Here is a 24,003-nt window from a genome sequence, read left to right on the forward strand (position 1 = left end):
GTGATCACGACTCGTCAGCTGATCGCCCAGGCCCGGGCCCGCGAAGAGGCGATGGCCCGGGTGGAGGAGCTGCTCGCGTCGGCGTCCGGCACGGCCCACGACATCGACGGCCAGGTCGAGGTCACCGTCGACGCCCGCGGCAAGCTGCTGCGGCTGTGGCTGGCACCGTCGGCGGTGGACCTGGGCGACCGCCTGGGGCCCTTGGTGGTGGAGATCGCCCAGGCGGCCATGCGCGAGGCGACCCAGGACGGCTACAACAAGGTCGCGCTGCTGCTCGGCGAGGACATGACGGCCATGATCGAGCAGATGACGGGAGTACCGGCGCCGGCCCGCGCGGAGGACGACGACCCGGGCATGACGGTCGAGGAGTTCCAGCGGCTGCGGGCCGAGCGGCTCGGGTCTTCATCGCCGGCGCCCGCGCCTTCGTCTTCCTCGGAGGACGAGGACGCGTACTGGGAGACCTTCGACCCGGCTTCGCTGCGCTCGGATCGCTGAGCAGCCCCCGTTTTCCACGCTACCGGAGGGCACCGACAGTTCCGGGCGCTCTCGGCCGATGAGGCTCGGCTTGTCCACAGTGCCGGGCTTCGGGTCAGGCGCCGAGCTGGGCCGTGGAGTTCGCGCCGTCCAGCGATTCCCGGATGATGTCCGCGTGGCCCGCGTGCTGGGCCGTTTCGTGGATCAGGTGCAGGACGATCCGCCGCGCCGACCAGAACCGGGGTTCCGGGGGCGACCACGGCGTTGTCGGCAGCTGCACCTCCACGTCCAGCGAAGGCAGCGAAGTCACGTACGCATCGGTTTCCGCCGCCGCGACCTCGTAGGCCGACAGCCAGTGCGACAGCGTCTCGCTCATCGAGTACTGCGCCGTGTTCAGCATGCCGTCCGGCAGCGAGCCGTCGGCGTTGCGCAGGACCTGCAGCCACATGCGCTCGCCCGTCGCCAGGTGGCGGATCAGGCCGCCCAGGGTCAGCTCGCTGACCGTCGTGCGCTTGGCCGCTTCGGCGTCGGTGAGGCCGCGGACCGGGATCAGCAATCGCGAGCGGACTTCCGTCAGCAGGCCCAGGAGTTCTTCGTGTTCGCGAGTCATGGCGGAACCGTAGAACCGAATCAGGTCAGGACCTGACCGGAAGCCGGAATCCCGCTGATCGGCACCCCAGATCCCGCAAAGGTCTGGACCAAACACCAATGTCCCTGTATTAATTCAAGGCGTGAATTTTCGACCCATCAGGCCGGCCGGAAGGAAACCGCGATGAGAACCCGCCGTCCGCTGATCCGGATCCTGGCGTTCTTCGCCGCCTGCCTGGGGCTCGCCCTGGGTAGCCCGGCCGGGGAACCCGCGCACGCCGCGACGCCGTTCAAGGTGCTCGCGTTCTACAGCGGCACCTACGACGCCGCACACATCAGCTTCGAAAAGGAAGCAGGAGTCTGGTTCGCCCAGCAGGCGGCGGCCAACGGCTACACCTACTCGTCGACGACCGACTGGAACCGGCTCACGAGCCTCACCAAGGCCACCGCCGACGTCGTGATGTTCTTCGACGACCAGCCGCAGTCGGCCGCGCAGTTCCAGGGCTTCCAGAGCTACATGCAGGCCGGTGGCGGGTTCTTCGGCTTCCACGTCACCGCCTACAACGACAGCTCGACGCCGTCGTACGCGAACTGGTTCCACAACGACTTCCTCGGCACCGGCCGGTTCACGTCGAACACGTGGGGCCCGACCCCGGAGACGCTGAAGATCGAGAACCGCACCCACCCGTCGACGGCGAACCTGCCGGCGACGATCCGGTCGTCGACGTCGGAGTGGTACGCGTGGCAGAACGACCTGCGCCAGAACAGCAACATCGCCATCCTCGCGTCGATGGACCAGTCCACGTTCCCGATCGGTACCGACCCGAACCAGACCTGGTACAGCGGCTACTACCCGATCGCGTGGACGAACAAGAACTACAAGATGCTCTACGCCAACTTCGGCCACAACGCGATGAACTACGAGACGAACACTGCGTTGTCGTCGACGTTCGAGAGCGCCGACCAGAACCGGTTCGTGCTCGACGGCCTGAAGTGGCTCGGTGGCGGCTCGACCGGGCCGACCGACCCGGGCACGATCGACCCCGCGGCCTGGTACGCGGTGACGAACAAGGCGTCCGGCAAGTGCGTCGACGCCCGCGCGGCCGGCAGCGCCAACGGCACGGTGATCCAGCAGTACACCTGCAACGGCACCGCGGCGCAGCAGTACCAGTTCGCTCCGGCCGGCGGCGGCTACGACCGGATCACCAACCGGACGAACGCCGCCGAGGTCATCGACGTCACCGACGTCTCGACCGCGGACAACGCCGGGCTGCAGCTGTGGTCCTACAGCGGCGGGAACAACCAGCAGTGGCAGCCGGTCTCGGAAGGCAGCGGGTACTACCACTTCGTCGCCCGCCACAGCGGCAAGTGCCTGACCGTGCCGGGCTCGTCCACCGCGGACAGCGTCCAGCTGGTCCAGGCGGCCTGTAGCGGCAGCGCCGCTCAGTCGTTCAAGGTCGCCTAGCGGATCGTGAAGGCCACCTTGAGGAACTTGAAGTTCCTCAAGGTGGCCTTCACGATCAGTCGCGTTCGATGAGGTGACCCACCACGTCCGGGCCGGGGTGGGCGTGGCCCGAGCCGTCGCGGCGGACGTCGATCTCCGGCAGTTCCACCGGGTCTCCGTTGCGCGCCGCAGCCGCCGGGCGCGGGCCGATCCACGCCACCCGCAGCGCCGTTTCGCCCTTGAGGAACCGCTGGGCCCGGACCCCGCCCGTCGCGCGGCCCTTCGCCGGGTATTCGCTGAACGGCGTCACCTTCACGCTCTGGCCCGTCGCGGTGATCACCATCGGCTCGCCGTGCTCGTCGTCGTCGGTGCGGACCGCGCCGAAGAACACCGCCGACGCGCCCGCGGTCAGGTTCATGCCGGCCATGCCGCCGCCCTTCAGGCCCTGCGGGCGGACCAGGGACGCCGCGTACTTCAGCAGTGACGCCTCCGACGACACGAACGCCAGCGTCTCCGAGCCGTCCGCCAGCCATGTCGCGCCGACGACCTCGTCGCCGTCCTTCAACGAGATCACCTCGAACTCGTCCGAGCGGACCGGCCACTCCGGCGAACAGATCTTCACGACGCCGGCCCGGGTGCCGAGCGCCAGGCCCGGCGAGCCCGCCGCCTGCTCGCCCAGCGGCGCGATCCCGACGACCGTCTCGCCCTTCTCCAACGGCACCAGTTCCTTCGCCGCCATGCCGCCGCGCAGGGAGACCGTGCCGGCCTGCTCGGGCAGCACCGGCAGCGGAAGCACGTCCGTCTTGAACGCCCGGCCGCGGCTGGTCACCAGCAGGATCTGCCCGCGCGCGGTCGTGTGGACCAGCGCCGCCACCGCGTCGTGCTTCACGCGGCCGTTGCGGCGGCGCGTCTCGGTCGCTTCTTCGGACTCGGCCGCGGTACGCGCCACCAGCCCGGTCGCCGAGAGGATCACCTGGCACGGGTCGTCCGCGACTTCGAGGGGCCCGGACGGCTTCGACGCGGCCAGGACCTCCTTCAGGTCGCCGTCGATCAGCGCGGTGCGGCGCTCGGTCGTGAAGTCCTTCGCGACCTTCGCCAGCTCCGACGAGACGAGCTTCTTCAGCACCGACTCGTCGTCGAGGATCTTGGTCAGCTCCGCGATCTCCTCGCGCAGCCGCTCCTGCTCCGACTCCAGTTCCAGCCGGTCGTACTTGGTCAGCCGGCGCAGCGGCGTGTCCAGGATGTAGGTCGCCTGGATCTCCGAGAGCTTGAAGCGCGTCATCAGGCCGTCCTTCGCGGCCTGGGCGTTCTCGCTCTCGCGGATCAGCCGGATCACCTTGTCGATGTTCAGCAGCGCGATCAGCAGGCCGTCGACCAGGTGCAGCCGCTCTTCGCGCTTGCGGCGCCGGTACTTCGTCCGCCGCGTGACGACCTCGTAGCGGTGCCGGAGGAAGACCTCCAGGAGCTCCTTCAGGCCCAGCGTCTGCGGCTGGCCGTCGACGAGCACCAGGTTGTTGATGCCGAACGACTGCTCCAGCGGCGTGAGCCGGTAGAGGTCGGCCAGCAGCGCCTGCGGGTTGACGCCGACCTTGCACTCGATGACCAGCCGCGTACCGTTCTCGCGGTCGGTCAGGTCCTTGACGTCGGCGATGCCGGTGAGCCGCTTGGACTTGTTGACCTCGTCGGTGATCTTCTCGATCACCTTCTCCGGCCCGACGCCGTAGGGCAGCTCGGTGACGGTGATCGCCTGCCGCCCGCGGCTGCCCTCGAGGGGCCCGGTCTCGACGCTCGCGCGCATCCGGACCACGCCGCGGCCGGTCTCGTAGGCGCGGCGCACCTCGTCGAGGCCCAGCAGCTTGCCGCCGGTCGGCAGGTCGGGCCCTGGCACGAACTCCATCAGCTTGTCGAGCGTCGCGGACGGGTGCGTGATCAGCCACCGCGCCGCGGCGATGACCTCGCCGAGGTTGTGCGGGATCATGTTGGTCGCCATCCCGACCGCGATCCCGGACGTGCCGTTGACCAGCAGGTTCGGGAACGCCGCCGGCAGCACGGACGGCTCTTCGAGCGAACCGTCGTAGTTCGGCCGGAAGTCGACGGTGTCCTCGCCGAGCTCGCCGACCAGCTGCATCGCCTCGGGCGACATGCGGGCTTCGGTGTACCGCGAGGCGGCCGGGCCGTCGTCGGGCGAACCGAAGTTGCCGTGGCCGTCGATCAGCGGGACGTTCAGCGAGAAGTCCTGCGCCAGCCGCACCATCGCGTCGTAGATCGCGACGTCACCGTGCGGGTGGTACTTGCCCATCACGTCACCGACCACGCGCGACGACTTCACGTACGCGTGCGTCGGCCGGTAGCCGTTCTCGTTCATCGAGTACAGGATCCGGCGGTGCACCGGCTTGAGCCCGTCCCGCGCGTCCGGCAGGGCGCGCGAGTGGATGACCGAGTACGCGTACTCCAGGTAGGAGTCTTCGATCTCGGTCTTCAGCGGGTTCTCGAAGACCTGCGCCCCGGCGGCGTCGAACGCGCTCGGATCGACCTTGGTGGTGGTGCCCTTGCGGCGTGCCACGGCAGAACTCCTTGGTAGCTACGAAAAACTCAGGCGTCGATGGCTTCGCGGTCGACCCGGTCGGAGGAGGCGACCAGCCAGTTCCGCCGGGGCTCGACCTTCTCGCCCATCAGCAGTTCCAGCGCGCCCTCGGCGGCTTCGGCATCGTCCATGGTGATGCGGCGGACCGAGCGCGTCGCCGGGTTCATCGTGGTCTCCCACAGCTCGTCGGCGTCCATCTCGCCGAGGCCCTTGAACCGCGGCACCGGCGTGACGATGCTCTTGCCCGCCCGCTCCAGCTCGGCGAACTTCTGCTCCATCTCCCGCTGGGTGAAGGTGAAGTGCGTCTCCGGGTTGCGGCCCTTCGTGACGAGCTTGTGCAGCGGCGGCATCGCCGCGTACAGCCGGCCGTCCTCGATCACCGGCCGCATGTACTTCGCGAACAGCGTGATCAGCAGCGTGCGGATGTGCGAGCCGTCGACGTCGGCGTCGGCCATCAGGATCACCCGGCCGTAGCGCATCGTCGTCAGGTCGAACGTGCGCCCGGTGCCCGCGCCCAGGACCTGGACGATCGACGCGATCTCGGCGTTCTTCAGCGTGTCGCCCAGCGACGCCTTCTGGACGTTGAGGATCTTGCCGCGCAGCGGGAGCAGCGCCTGGTACTCGGACACGCGCGCCATCCGCGCCGACCCCAGCGCGCTGTCGCCCTCGACCAGGAACAGCTCGCTGCGGGCGACGCCGGTGGTGCGGCAGTCGACCAGCTTCGGCGGCATCGCCGCGCCTTCGAGCGCGGTCTTGCGCCGGGCGGCGTCCTTCTGCTGCTTCTGGGTGAGCCGGACGCGGGAGGCGTCGACCACCTTCTGCAGCACGACCTTCGCCTCGGACTTGGTCTTGCGATCCTCGGTCCAGGCCTTGACGTGCTTGTCGACGATGCCCTGGAGGACGCGGGTGATCCCGGCGGTGGACAGCTCGTCCTTGGTCTGCGACGTGAACTGCGGTTCCGGCAGCCGGACGTGCACCACGGCCGTCATGCCCTCGAGGACGTCCTCGATCGTCGGCATGTCCTCCTTGGGCTTGAGCAGCCCGCGGGTCTTGGAGATCGCGTCCTGCACCGCCTTCGCCATCGCGCGGTCGAAGCCGCGGCGGTGGGTGCCGCCGTGGACGTTGCGGATCGTGTTGGTGAAGCACTCGACCGTGCGCTCGTAGCCGGTGCCCCAGCGCAGCGCCACCTCGACCTCGGCGTGACGCTCCACATTGGACTGCATGACGCCGGCGGCGTCGGCCGCGTTCTCCTTGTACGTGCCCTCACCGGTGATCAGCAGCGTGCCGCAGACCGGCTTCTCGCCCGAGGGCGAGAGGAAGTCGACCATGTCGACCAGGCCGTGCGGGAAGTGGAAGGTCTCTTCGTTGATCGTGTCTTCGATCGCGGTGCGCAGCACGTACGTGACGCCCGGGACGAGGAAGGCGGTGTTGCGCAGCTTGGCCCGGACGCCTTCGACGTCGAGCGCCGCGCCGGACTCGAAGTAGCGCGCGTCGTACCAGTAGCGGATCGACGTGCCGCTGCGCTCGCCGCGCTTCATCTTGCCGGTGAGGTTCAGCCCGGACCGGCGGGTGAACTTCGCTTTCGGGCCCGGCGCGTCGAACGTGCCAGGGACGCCGTGCTTGAACGACATCTGGTGGACCTTGCCGTCCTGCTTCACCGTGACGTCGAAGCGGTGCGACAGCGCGTTGACCGCCGAAGCGCCGACGCCGTGCAGGCCACCGGAGGTCTTGTAGCCGGAGCCGCCGAACTTGCCGCCGGCGTGCAGGCGCGTCAGCACCAGCTCGACGCCGGACAAACCGGACTTGGCGTGGGTGCCGGTCGGGATGCCGCGGCCGTCGTCGTCCACCTGGACGCTGCCGTCGGCGTGCAGCGTGACGACGACCTTCGTCGCGTGGCCGGCGACGCCTTCGTCCGTGGAGTTGTCCACCACCTCGGAGAAGAGGTGGTTGATGCCCCGGCTGTCGGTGGAGCCGATGTACATCCCGGGTCGTTTGCGGACGGCTTCGAGACCCTCGAGATGCGTCAGGTCGTCGGCCCCGTACAAGGTCTCGGCAGTCACAGGGTCGTTCTCCCGGATCGTGGCTCGCGAAAGTGCTGGTGGTGGTGCGGACTTGGCCTGCACCGTACTGCAGGATATCCGCCCACCCTGACAGTTTCCGCGCGCTCCCGTTCCCGGAGTGGCGTGCGCCGCCCGTCAGCGGGGGTCGTAGCCCAGGTCGGGCCACAGGCCCAGCAGGGCTTCGATCTTCCGCGGGACCTGGAAGCTGTTCCGGAAGTTCGGCTTCTCGCCGATCGCGGCGAGGGCCTTCCGGAGGTCGCCGAAGGCCGGTTTGGCGGCCGACTGCCGGGTCAGGACGTAGCAGTACGTACGGCGGGGGTACGCGAACTCGTCGATGTACGCCTGCAGGACGAGACCGGGGGCCTCGATCCGCGACCCGACGAGGGGCCGGCCCTGCTTCTGGCTGTAGACGGGGATCACGTGCACGCCCGCGCGGAGCGTGCGCGGCGGGTCCTGGCCCTGGCCGTCGTCGGCCCAGAGCAGCTCGACGCGGAACGGTGATTCGCCGTCCTCGCCCGGGTGGGTGTATTCGCGCTGCAGCTCTTCGAGCCGGTACGCGGCCTCGGCGTTCGGTTCGCCGCCTTCGACGAGGCTGACCAGGTACAGCTCGGCCGGTCGCGGCCACGACGGCCGGGGCACGTCGGTGTCCACGGCGGCTCCGGTGTCTTCGGTGTCTTCGGGGGCGTCCGGCTCGGCTGCAACCGGTTCCGCGGTGGCGGCCGGAGTGGCCGTGTCCGGGATTTCGAGCTCTTCCGGCTGCTCGGGGCCTGGTTGGGCGGCGGAGGCGGGCAGCGGCGCGCTGGGGGCCGTGGGCACGGCGGGAGGCGTGCTGCCGGCCGGGCTCTCCGGAACACCGGGGCGAACCGGGGAAGCGGGCGGCGCGGCCGGGCGGACCGGCGACGGTGCGGGAGCGGCAGGGCGCACCGGGGAGGGCGGCGGCGTCGCGGCCGCGGGCCGGACCGGCGTCACCGGACGGCTGGTCACCACCGGCCGGGCGGGCGCGGCGGCGGGCCGGGTCGCGGCCGGGCGGGCGGTGACCAGCTTGCCGGCGCCGTACTGCTCCAGCAGCGGTTCGAGGTCGCCGGCGGTCAGCGAGGGGCCCGCGAGGTCGCACCACTCGAGCCAGGCCTCCTGGGCCTCCTCGACGGTTTGCCGCTCGTGGGAGAGCGTGACGGCCTCGAACAGCTGCCGTGGGCCGGCGGCGCTGACGTCGGCCGAGCCGACCACGACGAACGACGGGTCGTCCTCGGCGATCACCAGCTTCGCGTTCAGCCCCCGCAGCGAGTGCACGATCACGCCCGCCTTGACCCAGTGCAGCAGCGCGTGCGGGCTCGTCGCGCCGGACAGCACCGTGTCCAGGCTCGCGTCCGTGATCAGCGTGTCGCCGGGTTGCAACGGCAGCAGGGCCGCCGCGCCGGGACCGACGTGACCGAAGGCGGCCACCAGGTTCCGGCGCGGGGCGAGCAAGGGGGTGATCGAGGCCCAGATGTCGCGACCGGCGAGTAGTCGTACCGAACGTTCTGCCAAACCCAGCCGAGCGAGCTCCGCGTCCATGTCCTTGACCTTAGCCGGTGCCTTCCCAGGGCCTGACGACCGGAATATCTCTTGCTTGGAAGTAGTTGAACGTGCATGTAAGATGGTGCTCGCGAAGGGAGCAGGTCATGCAGTTCGGAATCTTCACGGTGGGCGACGTCACGACCGATCCCACCAACGGCACCACGCCCAGTGAGCACGAGCGGATCAAGGCGATGGTCCGCATCGCGCTCAAGGCGGAGGAGGCCGGCCTCGACGTCTTCGCGACCGGCGAGCACCACAACCCGCCGTTCGTCCCGTCGTCGCCCACGACGATGCTGGGCTACATCGCGGCGCAGACGTCCAAGATCATCCTGTCGACGTCGACGACGCTGATCACCACGAACGACCCGGTGAAGATCGCCGAGGACTTCGCGATGCTGCAGCACCTCGCCGAGGGCCGCGTCGACCTCATGATGGGCCGCGGCAACACGGGCCCGGTCTACCCGTGGTTCGGCCAGGACATCCGCCAGGGCATCCCGCTGGCCATCGAGAACTACGCGCTGCTGCGCAAGCTGTGGCGCGAGGACGTGGTCGACTGGGAGGGCAAGTTCCGCACCCCGCTGCAGGGGTTCACGTCGACACCGCGGCCACTGGACGGCGTGCCGCCGTTCGTCTGGCACGGTTCCATCCGCAGCCCGGAGATCGCCGAGCAGGCCGCGTACTACGGCGACGGCTTCTTCGCGAACCACATCTTCTGGCCGACCTCCCACTTCCAGCAGCTGATCGGGTTCTACCGCCAGCGCTACGAGCACTACGGCCACGGGGCGGCGGACCAGGCGATCGTCGGCCTGGGTGGGCAGGCGTTCATCAGGCCGAAGTCCCAGGACGCGCGGAGCGAGTTCCGGCCGTACTTCGACAACGCGCCGGTGTACGGGCACGGGCCGTCGCTGGAGGAGTTCACCGACCAGACACCGCTGACGGTCGGCAGCCCGCAGGAGGTCATCGACAAGACGCTGACCTTCCGCGAGCACTTCGGCGACTACCAGCGTCAGCTGTTCCTGATGGACCACGCCGGCCTGCCGCTGAAGACGGTGCTGGAGCAGCTGGACCTGCTGGGCGAGCAGGTGATCCCGGTGCTGCGCAAGGAACTCGATTCGCTGCGGCCGGCGCACGTGCCGGAGGCGCCGACGCACGAGTCGCTGAAGGCAGCTTCGGCTTCGGTGGAGGCTTCGGTATGAAACTCGCAGCGGTGACGGCGGGGCTGTCGGTCCCGTCCTCGACCCGCCTGCTGGCGGACCGCCTGGCCGCGGCGACGGTCGCCGCGGCCGGGTCGCCGGTCTCGGTTTCGGTGGTGGAGCTGCGCGACATAGCGCTGGACATCACGAAGAACCTGCTGACAGGGTTTCCGAGCCCGCAGCTGCGGACGGCGATCGAAACGGTGACGGGCGCGGACGCGCTGATCGCGGTGACGCCGGTGTTCACGGCGGGCTACAGCGGGTTGTTCAAGTCGTTCTTCGACGTGCTGGACGCGGATTCCCTGGTGGGCAAGCCGGTCCTGCTCGCGGCAACGGGCGGGACGGAAAGGCACTCACTGGTGCTGGACTATCAGCTGCGGCCGTTGTTCGGGTATCTGAAGGCGGACCCGGTGGCGACGGGTGTGTATGCGGCTTCGTCGGACTGGGGTAGCGGGGAGGGTGCCTTGCAGCGGCGGATCGAGAAGGCCGGGGCCGAGCTGGCTTCCCTCGCTGCCGGGCGGCCGGCCGTTGCGGCTGGGCCGGAGTTCGTGCCCTTCGAGCAGCTGCTCGCCTCGGCGGGGGAGTAGGCACTCATCGCAAGTTCGTGAAGGCCACCTTGAGGAACTCTAAGTTCCTCAAGGTGGCCTTCACGAACCCGGGGAATGTCCACTGTGGAATCGTCAGTGGTGGACGCGGTAGTGCAGGTGCGTGACACCCTCGCCCGCGACGACCTCGACGCGTTCCAGTGGAGACTTGTCCGAGCCGATGTTTTCGAAATAGCGGACTCCTTCGCCGAGGAACACCGGGACCAGGTCGATCCTCAGCTCGTCGAGCAGGCCCAGGTTCAGGCACTGCTGGGCGATGCTGGGCCCGGAAACCCCCACAGTCCCGTCCCCGGCGGCCTTGGCCTGCTCGACAGCGCTCGCGACATCGGAAACGAAAGTGAACGGCGCGAGATTCTCGGAGGACCAGGAAGGCGGCGGCCGGTGCGTGACGACGAAAGCCCGCCCACCGCCGGGCGGGCTCCCGCCCCAGCCGTGGGTGTAGTCGAACACGCGACGACCGCACACAAAAGCAGAACCGCGCACCGATTCCAGGAAGGAACGCAGGTACGAAGCGCTGGCCGGAGCGACGCGGAAGGTGGTCGGGTAGCCGACCATCGGCAGTTCGACATCGCCCGCGGTGTACCAGTCGAACAGCGGTCCGACGCTGTCGTCGGGCCGTGCCACGTACCCGTCGAGCGACATGCAGAAGCTGGCGACGACCGTCATGTCAGTTCTCAACCAATCTGTTTATCAACCGATAAGTTGAATATAAGTCCGAATGGGCACGCCGTCAAGAAAGGTGCCGAAAGTAGGGGGTGGCGGACGTCGTCCGGCAGCCGACAGCGGCCGGGCGCGCTGCCTAGTTTTGCCCCATGACCAGGCTCTTCCTCGTGCTCGCGGCCCTGCTGCTCGGCACCGCGACCCCCGCTGCCGCGGCGGCGCCCGCGCCGGACGTCGACGGCTACGTCCGCGCCTACCTCGACCACACCGGGCTGCCCGGGGCCGCCGTTGCCATCACCCACGGCGCCGACGTCGTCCGCGTCGCCGGCTACGGACACGACGCGGCCGGCACGCCGATCACCGCGTCGACCCGGCTGCCGATCGCGTCGCTGAGCAAGTCCATGACGGCGTTCGCGGTGCTGCAGCTGGCCGAGGCCGGCCGGCTCGGGCTCGACGAGCCGGTGACGCGGTACCTGCCGGAGTTCCGGCTCGCCGATCCGCGCGGCGCCCGGATCACCGTCCGGATGCTGCTGGACCAGACGTCCGGGATGGCCGACTCCGCGTTCCCCGACCTGAAGCTCCCGCAGCCGCACAGCCTCGCCGAGGCCGTCGCCCGCCTGCGTGACGCGCGGCTCGCCGGCGAGCCGGGGACGAAGTTCCACTACCACAACCCGAACTACGAAGCCGCCGCCCGGATCGTCGAGGTGGTCGCCGGGCAGCCGTTCGCGGAGTACCTGCGGACGCGGCTGTTCACCCCGCTCGGGATGACGTCGAGCACGACCGTGGACGAGCCGCCCGCGGATCTCTCGCCGGGCTACGTGCGGGCCTTCGGGTTCGAGGTCCCGGTGCCTGAAGCGGACTGGTTCACCGGCGGCAGCCACGGCGTGCAGAGCACCGCGGAGGACCTGGCACGCTGGCTGATCGCGCAGCGCGACGGCGGTGGCGCCCTGTCGCCGTCCTCGGTCGCGCTGGCGCACACCCCGGCACCCGGTCGTGACTACGCGCTGGGCTGGCGGGCCGGAAGCCCCGGACGGCTGTCCCACACCGGCGAGTGGTTCAGCCACACCGCCGCGCAGCTCCTGCTGCCCGGCGGCTACGGCGTCGCCGTGCTCGCCAACACCGGCCTGGCGCTGGACAACGACGCCGAAACGCTGGCGCGGGGGCTGGCGACGCTGCTGGAGGGTGGCTCGCCGGAACCCGCGCTGCCCGCCGGGGTGGTCGCGGACCGGGTCCTCGCCGGCCTGATCCTGCTGTCGGTGCTGCTCGCGGCACTCGGCGTGGTCCACGCGCGACGATGGGCTGCGCGCCGGACGAGCCCGTGGCGGACGGGCCTGCGGCTGCTGCCGTATCTGCTGCCCGGTCTGGCTCTCGTGCTGCTCCCGGAGCTGATGAGCTTCGTGTTCGCCGGGCGCCAGGGCACCTTCGGGCAGATCCTGCACGTCTGGCCGGGTCTCGTGATCTGGCTCGGATCGATGACGCTCTGTGCGTTAGTGGTGGTCGTAACGCGGGTATCGGCTCTGGTGAGTGGCAGACAGCGGCCGCGACGGGAAGAATCGGTCGAAACGACAGGAGTGGTCGCGTGGGGCTCGGAAAGCGGATGAAGCGGGTCCTGGTCGTGGTGGCCGGTGCCATCCTGCTGGTGGTCGGGGTGCTGCTGCTCGTGCTGCCCGGGCCGGGGCTGCTGCTGGTGCTCGCCGGGTTGCTGCTGCTGGCGTCGGAGTTCCCGGCGCTCGAGCGGTACGTCGACCCGGTGCGCGACCGCGCGATGAAGGCGGCCGAGGACAGCGTGTCCTCGCCGCTGCGGATCGCCGGCTCGGTGCTGGCCGGGCTGGCGCTGCTGGCGGCGGGGATCGTCTGGGCCACGGTGAAGTCGCTGCCGTTCAGCGGCTGGAGCACCGGATCGAGCCTGATCCTGTCGTCGGTGATCCTCTTCGCGCTGCTGGGCTGGAGCTACCACCGCGTCAAGTCGCGCCGGGAAAGCGGGACGAAGGCCGCCACCGACTGACCGGTAACGTCGGCGCCATGAGCGCCGGATTCCAGCGAGCCCGCCGGCCCGAGCAGGTCGAGGCCCGCCGCGCCGCGATCCTCGCGGCCGCGAAGGAGCTGCTCGACCGGCGGCCGGTCGCCGACATCAGCCTGCGGGAGCTCAGCTGCCAGGTCGGGCTCGCGAAGTCCAATGTGCTCCGGTACTTCGACAGCCGCGAGGCGATCTTCCTCGAGGTCCTCGACGGCGTGTGGACGGCGTGGCTCGACGACCTCGAGAAGGCGCTCGACGAGCCCGGCCCGGCGGAAGCCGGCTTCGCGCGGGAAGAACGAGTCGCCGGCACGATCGCGCGGACGCTCGCCGAACGGCCGTTGCTGTGCGAGCTGATCAGCTCGACGGCGCCGGTGCTGGAGCGCAACATCCCGGTGGACTTCGCCCGCGGCTTCAAACGCCGCGTGGCCGCGAACACCGAGCGGCTCGGGACCCTGGTCCGCGACCGGATTCCGGAGCTGCCGGCCGAGGGGGCCCGCCACTTCGCCCGCGGTGTCCTGGTGCTGGTGTCCGGGTCGTGGCCCCACGCCAACCCGACGGCGGCTGTCGCGGCCGCGGCCGCCGAGCTGGGCGAGCCACCGGTGTTCGCGGCCGGGCTCGGGGAGACGCTCACGAACCTGCTGGCCGGTCTCGTCGCCCGCGGCCGGTGAGCTCAGTCCGCGGTCACCGGCAGCAGCCCGCGCTCGCCGAAGACCTTCTTGGCCGTGAAGGTCGCGTTGAGTGCCTTCGGGAATCCACAGTAGACAGCCGAGTGCAGCAGCGCCTCGACGATCTCGGCCGGCGTGAGCCCGACGTTGAGCGCCGCGTTGACGTGCACCTCCAGCTGCGGCTCGCACCCGCCGAGCGCGGTGAGCATGCCGAGCGTGACGAGCTGGCGCTCGCGCGGCGGCAGGCCGGGCCGGGAGTAGATCTCGCCGAACCCCCACGACACCACGGCTTCGGCCAGCGCGGGGGAGACGTCGGCGAGGTTGTCGAGGACGCGCTGCCCGCCCTCGCCGTCGATCTCGGTCAGGGTCTTGAGGCCACGTTCGAAGCGCTCGTCGGTCATGCCGGGTTCCTTTCCCCAATTCGTCGCTGCCGGAACCGACGTTAGGGGCTGGAGCGCGCTCCAGGTCCAGCGTGACGGCCACCACGGCGGGCTGCCGCGGTGGCCGTCACGGGGGGTCAGACCGCCGTCGCGCCCCGGGCCGAAGCACCGGTGTTCACGTAGACGTAGAAGCTGGTGCCCGACTCGTCCGACTTGGTGCCGGCGGTGTTCGTGCTCCACACCCGAAGCTGGACGTAGGAGCCGCTGTGGGCGTCCGCGGGCACGTCGAAGGCGAACGTCGCCGTGCCGTCGGACCCCGGCGCCAGGGTGGTCTCCTGGCCGGAGTCCACCCGGTAGCCGTAGGTGGCCAGGTTCACCTGGACCGGCGTCAGGGTGCACTGGATGTGCTGCCCCGGCGCCACCGACCACCCGGTGGCGTCACACGAGAAGTGCGGCGAAGAGTAGGCGACGTAGAACGTGTAGCTGCCCTGCTCGGAAACCGTGCCGTCGGCGAACTTCGTGGTCACCCAGATGCTGTTGATGTAGCTCTGCGTCGGGGTGAAGACCACGCTCGCGGTGCCGTCCGGTCCCGCGGCCACCGTGCCGTGCACCCCGTTGTTGAAGTCGTACGTGTAGCTCACCGCGCCCGGCACGGGCGAGGAGAACACGAACGTGCCCGGGACGCCGACCGCCCCGGTCATGTCGCCGCCCTCCGGGTACTCCGCGCTCGTCACCTTCGGCTTGTTCGAGGCGACCGAGACGTTCATCCCGCCCCAGCCGGAGTTCTGGCCCGAAGCCGTCGTCGTGTAGCCGTAGAACGAACCCCACGACGACGTCTTCGGCGTGACCGTCACGGTCGCGGTGCCGTCGGCGTCGAGCGGCACCGTGATCAGGTCCTCGTCGTTCCAGTGGTAGGTGAACGAGACCGACCCGGGCAGCGCGGCGTGCACCCGGAACTGCGCCGGCAGGCCCTGCGTCGGGTTCGCGGTGAGCGACTCGACCTCGGGCTCGCCGGGCTCGCTCCACACCGCGGTGCTGCTCTCCGCGGTCAGGTACCCGGTGGCGAGCTGGGCCCGCACGGCCAGCTGGAGGTAGGTGAGCTGGGGATCGGTCGGGGTGACCTGCACGGTCGCCGTCCCGTCGGGGCCGGCCGCCACGGTGTCTTCCGGCTGGTTGCCCAGGTGGTAGACGTACCCGGTGACCGGGGTGCTGCCGTACGGGGTGAAGGTGCACGTCCGCGTCACGCCGACGTAGTCGTCGAACGGCGTGCAGGTCACCCCGGGCTGGTTGTCCGCGACCCAGAACCGGTAGTCGGCGGTCGGCCCCTGGTTGCCCGCCGCGTCGACCGACACCGCGCTGATGCTCACCGGCCCGCTGCTGCGGGGTGCGTAGCGCACGGTCGCCTTGCCGCCGCGGCGGTCGGCGGCCGCGTAGCCACCGTCCCACTTGAACCCGACGACGTCCTTGTCCCCCTTGGCGTCGAAGACGAACGTCCCCGGGACGCCGGTGCCGCCGGATCCGGGCGGCGCCTCGGCCGCGTAGTCGGGCGACGTGATGACCGGCGCCGCCTTGGGCGGGGTGAAGTCGGTGGTGAACTTGCAGGTCGCGCTCCACGGCCCGAAGACGCCTTGGTAGTCCTTGCCCCGCGCCTGCCAGACGTAGGTGACGCCTTCGGTGAGGTACGAGTCGACGTCGGCCCAGATCTGGTCCACGCCGATGCCCGTGTTGCCGACGGTCCGGCGCTGGTCCGGTGCGTCGGCCGGCCAGAAAGCGAACTCCCCGTTGAGGTAGGAGTCGTCGCCGTCGGTAACCGTCGCGGTCAGGTGCGCCTGGCTCGAGACCACGAGGGGCTTCGCCGTGCACGCCTGGTAATTGACGGTCAGCCCGGACGGCTTGCCCGGCGTCTTGTCGAAGGTGAGGCCGAGCACCGCCTTCGGGTCGTACTCACGGCCGAGTGCCAGGTCGTTCTGCTGGTCGTCGGGCAGCCGCAGGACGAAGGTCGCCGTGGTGCGGCCGGCGTCGAGCGCGGCCTGGACCGCCGCGGTGACCGTCCAGGTGATCTGCCGCGAAGGGCACGAAGAGTCGATGTACGGGCCGGTGGCCTTGACGAGCTCCGCCGGCTGGTTGTTCCAGGTCGGCTTCTTCGCGGAATCGGTCAGCCAGACCTCGGTCGTGCGCGGGTGGGAGCAGTCGGTGACGGCGGTTTCGCCGGTGCTCAGGTACGCCCGCTCGAGCGGGTTGCCCTTCAGCGCGGAGATGTCGAAAGTGACGTAGGACTTGAAGACGTGTTTCGTGCCGCCGGCGTAGGTGTGCGCGCCGACCGGCGCGTTCCCGGCCTGGTTGACGAAGCTCGCCTTCGGTGCCGCCGAGTCGACGTAGGCCCACGACGAAGCCGCGGTCTCGGTCACCGTCTGCGCCGCGGCCGGACCGGCGGTGAGCACCGCCGTGCCGGTCGCGACCAGCGCCGTGACGATGGTGAGGACGCCCGCTCTGGCGGGCAGGATCGATCTTCGAGAGCCCATAAGGCTCACCCCCTGTGCGTGTGCACCTGATGGCCGTGGAATACGGCCATACCGCTATCGCACACGCACAGGGGGCGTTACTGGTTGCCTTGACTACTTCCCGCTGGTGAACAGGGCATTGACGTCCGAATCGGACAGTGCGCGGTCGTAGACGTGGACCTGGTCGACCGCGCCGTTCAGGAAGTCCACCGGGCCGCCGCCGTACTTGCCGCGGCCGATCACCGTGTGCCCGGTCGACGCCTCGCCGAGGCAGACGCTCTTCGTCGCCGCCAACTGGCCGTCGACGTACAGCTTGAGCGTGCCCGACGCCGCGTCGCGGACGCCGACGAGGTGGTACCAGCGGTTCGGCTCAGGCGCGGCAGGCGCCAGGGCCCGCGTGCCCACGAAGCTGAACGCCAGCCGGTGGTCCGCGCCCGAGTACTGCAGGAAGAACGCACTGTTGCTGTCGCCGTCCTGGCTCACCACGGTCTGGAAGCCGTCACCGACGGCGTTGAACTTCACCCACGCCGCCGCGCTGTAGCTGCCTTCGGTGTTCAGCAGGGCGGCACCGGTGTCGGCGTACTGGCCCGAGCCGTTCACCGCCAGCGCCGAACCGCTCTTCCCGGCCGTCCAGGACGCGCCGCCGACGAGCGTCGCGTCGTGGTCGCCGACCGCGTCCGCGGCGACCGTGCCCGCGTTTTCGTCGAACGGGTACGCGGCGATGCCGTCGATCCCGGGTGTGCCCGCCGGAACCGAGGGCCCGGACACCGGGGTGCCGGTGGCGCCCTTGATCACCGCGAGGTTCGCCGCGCGGACCGCCGCGAAGTCCATCTTCTTCACCTGCCGGTCGTAGGTGAAGAAGCCGTTGACCTCCTTCTCGACGTCGGTGGTCTGCGTGTAGACCCCGGCCGAGACGCCGCACCGCTGGGCGACCAGCAGCAGGCGCTGCTGCAGCTCGCCGTAGCGCCGGGTCAGCGTCGCGCTGTCGGGTTCCATCTCGTAGGCGAAGCTGCCCGCCGCGTCGAACTCGTGCCCGGCGACCTTGAGGCCGAGGCCGCCGTACTCGCCGTCGACCGCCGCGCGCGGGCCGGTCTGCACCGGCGTGCCCGGCCCGGTGTAGCTGTGGTCGTCGTAGATGTCGCCGCGGCCGCTGTCCGGTTCGGAGCGGCAGCAGTTGACGCCGGACTCGGCGTTCACCAGCCGTGTCGGGTCCCAGGCCTTGACCTGGTCGGCGATCCGGCCGACCTCGTAGTCGCCCCAGCCCTCGTTGAACGGCACCCACGTGACGATCGACGGGAAGCTGCGGTGCTGGTCGATCATCCGGTGCATCTCGGACTCGAAATTGACGCGCGAGGCCGCGGACGGTTCGACGTCGTCCTTCATCGCCGGCATGTCCTGCCACACCATCAGCCCGAGCTTGTCGGCGTAGTAGTACCAGCGGTCCGGCTCGACCTTGATGTGCTTGCGCACCATGTTGAAGCCGAGCGCCTTTTCCTGCTGGAGATCGAACTTCAGCGCCGCGTCGGTCGGCGCGGTGTAGATGCCGTCCGGCCAGAACCCCTGGTCCAGCGGGCCGACCTGCATGACGAACTTGCCGTTGAGCAGCATCCGCTGCTTGCCGTCGGCGGTCTTGCCGACGCTGATCGACCGGATACCGAAGTACGAGCCGACCTCGTCCCCTGTGGACAGCCGCACGCGCAGGTCGTAGAGGAACGGGTCGTCCGGCGACCACAGGTGCGGCCGGTCCACCTTGAGCTTCAACGGCTTGTTCGCGTCCCCGCTCACGCGGCCGACCGGGCGGCCGTGGTCGTAGGCGACGGCTTCGACGCGCTGCCGCACCGGGCCGCCGACCACGGCGTTCACCGTGACCGATCCACTCGCGACATCAGGCGTCACGTCCAAGCGGTCGATGTGCGCGGTGGCCACCGGTTCCAGCCAGACGGTCTGCCAGATGCCGGACGTCGGCGTGTAGAAGATGCCGTCGCCGGGCTGGCGCTGTTTGCCGATCGGCTGCCCGCCCTGGTCGTTCGGGTCGGCGACGCCGACGATCAGTTCCTGGTCGCGCGCGGTGGTCAAGGCGTCCGTGACGTCGACGGAGAAACTGTCGTAGCCGCCGGTGTGCCGCGAAACGGTCTTGCCGTTGACGATGATCGTCGCGTCGTAGTCGACGGCCTGGAAGTGCAGCAGGATCCGCTGCCCGCGCCAGTCGCGCGGCAGCTGGAACGTGCGGCGGTACCACATCTGCGTTTCGTGGCGCATGATCCCGGACAGCGCGGATTCGACCGGGTAGGGCACGAGAATGCGCTCTCCCAGCGAACGTCCGACCGGGGCCGCCTCGCCGGGCTTGGCCGAGGCGAACTCCCAGACGCCGTTGAGGTTCTGCCACTTGTCGCGGGTCAGCTGCGGTCTCGGGTAGTCCGGCAGCGCGTTGGCGGGGGAGACGTCGTTGGTCCACGGGGTGGACAGCGGCGGGGTGAGCCGCTGCCACTGTGGTGGGGACTCGGCGTTCGCGGCGGGGACCGCGAGGCCGGTGAAGACCAGCGCCAGTGCGGCGGCGAGGCGGGCGGGGCGGAACATCGTCGAACCTCCTGGTAGGGGACCGTTCAGCGGGTTCGGGAACGTGCCAGCAGGCGCTGGATCACCACGACGACAAGCAGGAAGGCCCCGCTCACCACCGTCTGGTAGCTGGAGTCGAGGGTGCCGATCTGGTTGATGACGTTCTGGATCAGCGTGCGCAGCAGCACGCCGACGAGGGTGCCGGCGATCGTCCCCGCGCCGCCGGTGAGCAGCGTGCCACCGATGACGACGACGGAGATCGCGTCGAGCTCGGTGCCGACGCCGATCACCGTGACACCGGACTGCAGGTACGCGGCGGTGAGGACGCCGGCGAACCCGGCGAGGGCGCCGCTCAGCGTGTAGAGCGTGATCTTGGTGCGCGCCACCGGAAGACCCATCAGCAACGCCGACTGTTCGGCGCCGCCGACGGCGAACACGGACTGGCCGAACCGGGTGCGGCGCAGGAGCAGCCCGCCGAGCGCGAACAGGATCAGCGTCAGGTACACCGGCACGCCGATGCCGAAGATCGTGCCCTGCCCGAGCCAGAGGAACGCCGAGCCAGGGTCCACTTTGTACGTCGTCGCACCTTCGGACGTCAGCGCGAGCAGGAGTCCCCTCGCGAACAGCAGGGAGGCGAGGGTGACGATGAACGGCGCCATCCCGGTGCGCGCGATGAGCAGGCCGTTGACCAGCCCGATCAGCGAACACACGGCGAGCGGCAGGACGATCGCGACGAGCAGCCCGTACTGCGCGCCGTACGCGGCGAAGACGCCGCCGAGCGCGTAGTTCGAGCCGACCGAGAGGTCGATGCCGCCGGAGATGATCACGAACGTCATGCCGAGCGCGATGATCGCCAGGAAGGAACCCTGCAGCGCCAGGTCGCGCAGGTTGTCCACGGACCCGAAGCGCGGGAAGGCGAACCACGCGGCGGCGATGCCGAGCACGAGGACGACGGCCGCGCCCTGCCGTTGCAGCACCCCGGCGAACGCGGCGTTCTGAGTGGTGGTCATCGCTTGCTCCGCTCGCGGGCCACGTAGACCGCGGCGACGATGATGGCCGCTTGGACCATCTGCGCGGTCGAGTCCGGCAGGTTGTGCTTGATCAGGGTGGCGTGCACGAGCTGCATGAGCAGCGCGCCGAACACGGTGCCGAGCACGCGGACCCGGCCGCCGGTCAGCGGGGTGCCGCCGACGACGACCGCGGTGATCGCGGACAGTTCCATCAGCAGGCCGAGGTCGTTCGGGTCGCTGGCGCCCAGCCTCGACGTCGCCAGCACGCCGGCCACCGCGGCCAGGGCCCCGGAGATGACGTAGACGCCGACGAGCACGCGTTTCACCGGCAGCCCGGCCAGGGTGCTCGCCGCGCGGTTGCCGCCCACCGCGACCAGGTGCCGTCCGAACGTCGTGCGCTGTACGACCAGACCGGCCAGCACCGCGAGCACAGCCGCCACGATCACCATGATCGGCACGCCCAGGACGTCGCCGGTGCCCAGCGCCAGGAAGTCCTGGTTGTGCAGCTGGACGAGCTGGCCGTGGGCGATCACCAGGGCCAGCCCGCGGCCGCCGACGAGCAGGGCGAGGGTCGCGATGATCGGCTGGATGCCCAGGTAGGCCACGAGATATCCGCTGAACAGGCCGGAAACGATCCCGGCGATGACGGCGACGAGGATCGCCGTCAGCGGGCCCGCGCCGAGGTACAGCGGGATGAGCGCGGCGGCGATCGACATCACCGAGCCGACCGACAGGTCGATGCCCTCGGTGCCGATCACCAGCGCCATGCCGAGTGCGACGATGCAGACGGGTGCCGCCTGCACCAGCTGCGTGCGGAAGTTGGCCGCGGACAGGAAGTTCTCGGTGAACACGACGTTGAACAGCAGCAGGACGACGACGGCCAGGTAGACGCCGTAGTCCTGCAGCCACGCGGTGACTTTCGCCCGCTCAAGGGTGGCGCTGGACATCGTTGTCACCCTCCGTCGCTATCGCCGCCAGGATGTTTTCCTCGGTGATACCTTCGCCGGTCAGCTCGCCGGCGACCGAGCCGTCGCGCAGGACGACCACGCGGTCGGAGCCGTCGATCAGCTCCTCCAGCTCGGACGAGATGAGCAGCACGCCGAGCCCTTCCTGGGCGAGTTCGTCGATCAGCGCCTGGACCTCGGCCTTGGCGCCGACGTCGATGCCGCGCGTCGGCTCGTCGAGCAGCAGGATCTTCGGGCCGGTGGCCAGCCAGCGAGCGAGGAGCACCTTCTGCTGATTGCCGCCGGACAGCTCCGACACCTTCTGCTCGGGGCTCGCGGCCTTGATCCGCAGGCGGTCCATGAAGGTCTTCACGATCCGGTCCTGCTTGGCCTTGCTGACCAGGCCGAACGGCGACAGTGCCGGCAGCGCGGCAAGCACGATGTTCTCGCGGACGGACAGGTTCGGGATGATCCCGTCGGTCTTGCGGTCCTCGGCCAGCAACGCGATCCCGGCGCGCATGGCGGCCTTGATCTTGCCTTTTCGCAACGGTTTTCCCGCCAGCAGGACAGAACCACCAGCCAGGGGGAAGGCGCCGACGATGGCCCGCGCCGTCTCGCTGCGGCCGGAGCCGAGCAGTCCCGCCAGGCCGACGACCTCGCCGGGCCGGATGCTCACCGAGACGTCGTGCAGCTTCCGCATCCCGGACAGGTTTTCGGCCTTGAGCAGCGGCTCGCGCTCGACGTCGTGTTCCTCGCCGAACGCCGTGACGCCCTCTTCGCGGATCTGGCGGATCTCCCGGCCGAGCATCAGCGACACCAGTTCGATGCGCGGCAAGGACCTCAACGGTCCACTGTGGACGACTCGGCCGTCGCGCAGCACGGTGACGCTGTCGCACACCCGGTACAGCTCGTCCATCCGGTGGCTGACGTAGACGATCGCGATGCCTTCGGCGTGCAGCCGGTTCAGTACCTCGAACAGCGTCTCGACCTCGCGGGGTTCGAGCGACGACGTCGGCTCGTCCATGATGACGACCTTCGCGTCGGTCGAGACCGCGCGGGCCAGCGCGACCATCTGCTGCGCGCCGACGCCGAGCGTGTGCAGCGGGCGCTTGACATCGTTGTCGACGCCGTAGCCCTTGAGCAGCTCGCGGGCGTCGGCGTGCATCTTCGGCCAGTCCACGAGTCCCGTGCGCGTGCGCGGTTCGCGGCCGAGGAAGACGTTGCCGGCGATGCTCATCAGCGGGACGAGGTTGACCTCCTGGTAGATCGTGGAGATCCCGGCGCGCTGCGCGTCGATCGGCCGCTTGAACGTCACCGGCTCGCCGAGGTGGCGCACTTCGCCCTCGTCGGGCTGGTAGACGCCGGTGAGCACCTTGATCAGCGTGGACTTGCCGGCGCCGTTCTCGCCGACCAGCGCGTGCACCTCGCCCGGCCGCAGCGCGAAGCCGACGTCGTCGAGGGCGAGGGTGCCGGGGAACCGCTTGGTCACCCCGGTCACCTCGAGCACCGGTGCGGTCAGCACTTCGGTGGCTGCCGTCATTTGTACGAGTTCCCGACCTTCTGGGCCGCGTTGGTCTCGTCGTACTGGTCGTCGGTGATGACGATGCTCGCCGGGATCGGCTCGCCGTTCTCGAACTTCTGCAGCGTCTGGAAGGCCAGCGGGCCGAAGCGCGGGTTGGACTCGATCACGGCGTTGTAGCTGCCGTCGACGATCAGCTGCACGGCGTTGCGGGTGCCGTCGATCGAGACGACCTTGACGTCCTTGCCCGGCGACTTGCCTGCGGTCTTCAGCGCGTTGACCGCGCCGATGCCCATCTCATCGTTTTCGGCGTACACGGCGGTGATGTCCGGGTGGCTCTGGACGAGCTGCTCCATCACGGACTGGCCCTTGGAGCGGTCGAACTCACCGGTCTGCTCGGCGACCACCGAAAGACCCGGCGTCTTCGCCAGCTCGTCCTTGAAGCCCTGGGTGCGGTCGGTCGTCACGTTGTTGCCGGACGAGCCGAGCAGGATCACGACCTTGCCGGTGCCGCCGGTCGCCTTCGCCATGGCCTGCGCCGCGCGTTTGCCCTGCTCGACGAAGTTCGAGCCGATGAAGGTCAGGTAGTCGCCGCACGGCTGGGACGTCACCTTGCGGTCGACGGTGACGACCGGGACCTTCTTGGCCTTCGCCGCGTCGAGCGCGGGCTGGAGGCCGTCGGAGTTCAGCGGCGCGACGACGAGCAGCTGGGCGCCGCGGTCGAGCAGCGACTTGATGTCGCTGATCTGGCGGTTGAGGTCGCTCTGGGCGTTGGTGACGAGCAGCTTGCCGATGCCCAGCTTCGCGGCCTCGTCGCGAATGGACTGCGTCTCGGCGATCCGGAACGGGTTGGCCTCCTTTTCGGACTGGGAGAAACCGACCACCGCGGTCTTGAGGTCGACCTTGGGGTAACCGGTCTTGGCGAGCGTGCAGCCGTCGGCGGCCGGCGCGGCGGACTGGGCACTCGCGGCCGGCCCACCCCCACTCGACGGCGCCGCGGGTGTTTCTTCCCTGCTCGTGCAGGAGGTGAGGGTCAGCGCGGCGGCGGCCGCGGTGGCTGCGGTGGCCAGGACCAGCCGGGGACGGGAGGACAAGAGCACGGCGACTCCTCGGGCAGCTTCGTTGGGCCCACTCTCCGGAGTGATACGCCTCACTCCGGGAGTCTTGAGGTACTTTTTACATCGTTGGAACAACGTTGTAAACCGGCAGCCGCTCGCTACACTTCGTGCTCACTCTCTGAAGGGAC

General features: G+C 69.7%; 19 protein-coding genes. 7 read left to right on the plus strand and 12 right to left on the minus strand.

Annotated elements, in window-relative coordinates; all coding sequences use genetic code 11:
• Nucleotides 1-495, plus strand: a complete 495-nt coding sequence (locus A3CE_RS0129870; RefSeq protein ID WP_026469005.1) for a YbaB/EbfC family nucleoid-associated protein — start codon at nucleotides 1-3, stop codon at nucleotides 493-495.
• 94 nt (nucleotides 496-589) lie between these two features.
• Here A3CE_RS0129870 and A3CE_RS0129875 read toward each other — a convergent pair whose 3' ends face one another.
• A complete protein-coding gene (locus A3CE_RS0129875) occupies nucleotides 590-1,084 on the minus strand; it encodes a DinB family protein (protein WP_020643774.1) in 495 nt (164 codons plus the stop codon).
• 162 nt (nucleotides 1,085-1,246) lie between these two features.
• Between A3CE_RS0129875 and A3CE_RS0129880 the strand changes: the two genes are divergently transcribed.
• On the plus strand, nucleotides 1,247-2,527 hold the full coding sequence (locus A3CE_RS0129880) for an RICIN domain-containing protein (RefSeq protein WP_020643775.1): 1,281 nt from the start codon (nucleotides 1,247-1,249) through the stop codon (nucleotides 2,525-2,527).
• 55 nt (nucleotides 2,528-2,582) lie between these two features.
• Here A3CE_RS0129880 and A3CE_RS0129885 read toward each other — a convergent pair whose 3' ends face one another.
• The 3 genes from A3CE_RS0129885 to A3CE_RS0129895 all read right to left on the minus strand — a co-directional run bounded on the left by A3CE_RS0129885 (nucleotide 2,583) and on the right by A3CE_RS0129895 (nucleotide 8,704).
• Nucleotides 2,583-5,069: a DNA gyrase/topoisomerase IV subunit A gene (locus A3CE_RS0129885; RefSeq protein WP_020643776.1), complete on the minus strand. Its 2,487-nt coding sequence runs from the start codon at nucleotides 5,067-5,069 to the stop codon at nucleotides 2,583-2,585.
• A gap of 29 nt (nucleotides 5,070-5,098) precedes the next feature.
• Nucleotides 5,099-7,150, minus strand: a complete 2,052-nt coding sequence (locus A3CE_RS0129890) for a DNA gyrase/topoisomerase IV subunit B (protein WP_020643777.1) — start codon at nucleotides 7,148-7,150, stop codon at nucleotides 5,099-5,101.
• Between the two features lie 135 nt (nucleotides 7,151-7,285).
• Nucleotides 7,286-8,704: a hypothetical protein gene (locus A3CE_RS0129895; RefSeq protein WP_026469006.1), complete on the minus strand. Its 1,419-nt coding sequence runs from the start codon at nucleotides 8,702-8,704 to the stop codon at nucleotides 7,286-7,288.
• A 107-nt stretch (nucleotides 8,705-8,811) separates the two neighbouring features.
• Here A3CE_RS0129895 and A3CE_RS0129900 point away from each other — a divergent pair, with 107 nt between their 5' ends.
• Nucleotides 8,812-9,903, plus strand: a complete 1,092-nt coding sequence (locus tag A3CE_RS0129900; RefSeq protein WP_020643778.1) for an LLM class flavin-dependent oxidoreductase — start codon at nucleotides 8,812-8,814, stop codon at nucleotides 9,901-9,903.
• Nucleotides 9,900-10,487: an FMN reductase gene (locus A3CE_RS0129905; RefSeq protein ID WP_020643779.1), complete on the plus strand. Its 588-nt coding sequence runs from the start codon at nucleotides 9,900-9,902 to the stop codon at nucleotides 10,485-10,487. The genes A3CE_RS0129900 and A3CE_RS0129905 overlap by 4 nt, the downstream gene beginning before the upstream one ends.
• A 93-nt stretch (nucleotides 10,488-10,580) precedes the next feature.
• Here the strand turns inward: A3CE_RS0129905 and A3CE_RS0129910 are convergent, their stop codons facing one another.
• The gene (locus A3CE_RS0129910) at nucleotides 10,581-11,171 is read right to left on the minus strand and encodes a dihydrofolate reductase family protein (RefSeq protein ID WP_020643780.1); all 591 of its coding nucleotides are present in this window, start codon (nucleotides 11,169-11,171) and stop codon (nucleotides 10,581-10,583) included.
• Nucleotides 11,172-11,317: 146 nt separating this feature from the next.
• Between A3CE_RS0129910 and A3CE_RS0129915 the strand changes: the two genes are divergently transcribed.
• The 3 genes from A3CE_RS0129915 to A3CE_RS0129925 are packed head-to-tail and all read left to right on the plus strand — an operon-like array spanning nucleotide 11,318 to nucleotide 13,850.
• Nucleotides 11,318-12,766: a serine hydrolase domain-containing protein gene (locus A3CE_RS0129915; RefSeq protein ID WP_020643781.1), complete on the plus strand. Its 1,449-nt coding sequence runs from the start codon at nucleotides 11,318-11,320 to the stop codon at nucleotides 12,764-12,766.
• Complete coding sequence (locus A3CE_RS0129920; protein WP_020643782.1) at nucleotides 12,745-13,170, plus strand: PGPGW domain-containing protein; 426 nt, start codon at nucleotides 12,745-12,747, stop codon at nucleotides 13,168-13,170. The genes A3CE_RS0129915 and A3CE_RS0129920 overlap by 22 nt, the downstream gene beginning before the upstream one ends.
• Before the next feature lie 17 nt (nucleotides 13,171-13,187).
• Entirely contained in the window at nucleotides 13,188-13,850 is a 663-nt protein-coding gene (locus A3CE_RS0129925; protein WP_020643783.1) for a TetR family transcriptional regulator, read from the plus strand.
• A 2-nt stretch (nucleotides 13,851-13,852) separates the two neighbouring features.
• Here the strand turns inward: A3CE_RS0129925 and A3CE_RS0129930 are convergent, their stop codons facing one another.
• The 7 genes from A3CE_RS0129930 to A3CE_RS0129960 all read right to left on the minus strand — a co-directional run bounded on the left by A3CE_RS0129930 (nucleotide 13,853) and on the right by A3CE_RS0129960 (nucleotide 23,857).
• Nucleotides 13,853-14,248, minus strand: a complete 396-nt coding sequence (locus A3CE_RS0129930; protein ID WP_020643784.1) for a carboxymuconolactone decarboxylase family protein — start codon at nucleotides 14,246-14,248, stop codon at nucleotides 13,853-13,855.
• Between the two features lie 116 nt (nucleotides 14,249-14,364).
• Entirely contained in the window at nucleotides 14,365-16,749 is a 2,385-nt protein-coding gene (locus tag A3CE_RS0129935; protein ID WP_020643785.1) for a DNRLRE domain-containing protein, read from the minus strand.
• Between the two features lie 93 nt (nucleotides 16,750-16,842).
• Entirely contained in the window at nucleotides 16,843-19,305 is a 2,463-nt protein-coding gene (locus A3CE_RS0129940; RefSeq protein ID WP_020643786.1) for a glycoside hydrolase family 2, read from the minus strand.
• Between the two features lie 26 nt (nucleotides 19,306-19,331).
• The gene (locus tag A3CE_RS0129945; protein WP_020643787.1) at nucleotides 19,332-20,294 is read right to left on the minus strand and encodes an ABC transporter permease; all 963 of its coding nucleotides are present in this window, start codon (nucleotides 20,292-20,294) and stop codon (nucleotides 19,332-19,334) included.
• On the minus strand, nucleotides 20,291-21,241 hold the full coding sequence (locus A3CE_RS0129950; protein WP_020643788.1) for an ABC transporter permease: 951 nt from the start codon (nucleotides 21,239-21,241) through the stop codon (nucleotides 20,291-20,293). The genes A3CE_RS0129945 and A3CE_RS0129950 overlap by 4 nt, the downstream gene beginning before the upstream one ends.
• Nucleotides 21,222-22,778: a sugar ABC transporter ATP-binding protein gene (locus A3CE_RS0129955; RefSeq protein ID WP_020643789.1), complete on the minus strand. Its 1,557-nt coding sequence runs from the start codon at nucleotides 22,776-22,778 to the stop codon at nucleotides 21,222-21,224. Before A3CE_RS0129955 ends, A3CE_RS0129950 begins: the two co-directional genes overlap by 20 nt.
• Nucleotides 22,775-23,857 (minus strand): ABC transporter substrate-binding protein, encoded by a 1,083-nt coding sequence (locus A3CE_RS0129960; protein ID WP_020643790.1) that lies wholly within the window; start codon nucleotides 23,855-23,857, stop codon nucleotides 22,775-22,777. The genes A3CE_RS0129955 and A3CE_RS0129960 overlap by 4 nt, the downstream gene beginning before the upstream one ends.
• Nucleotides 23,858-24,003: the final 146 nt, after the last annotated feature.

This window comes from Amycolatopsis balhimycina FH 1894 (genome assembly GCF_000384295.1).
Lineage (GTDB): Bacteria > Actinomycetota > Actinomycetes > Mycobacteriales > Pseudonocardiaceae > Amycolatopsis > Amycolatopsis balhimycina.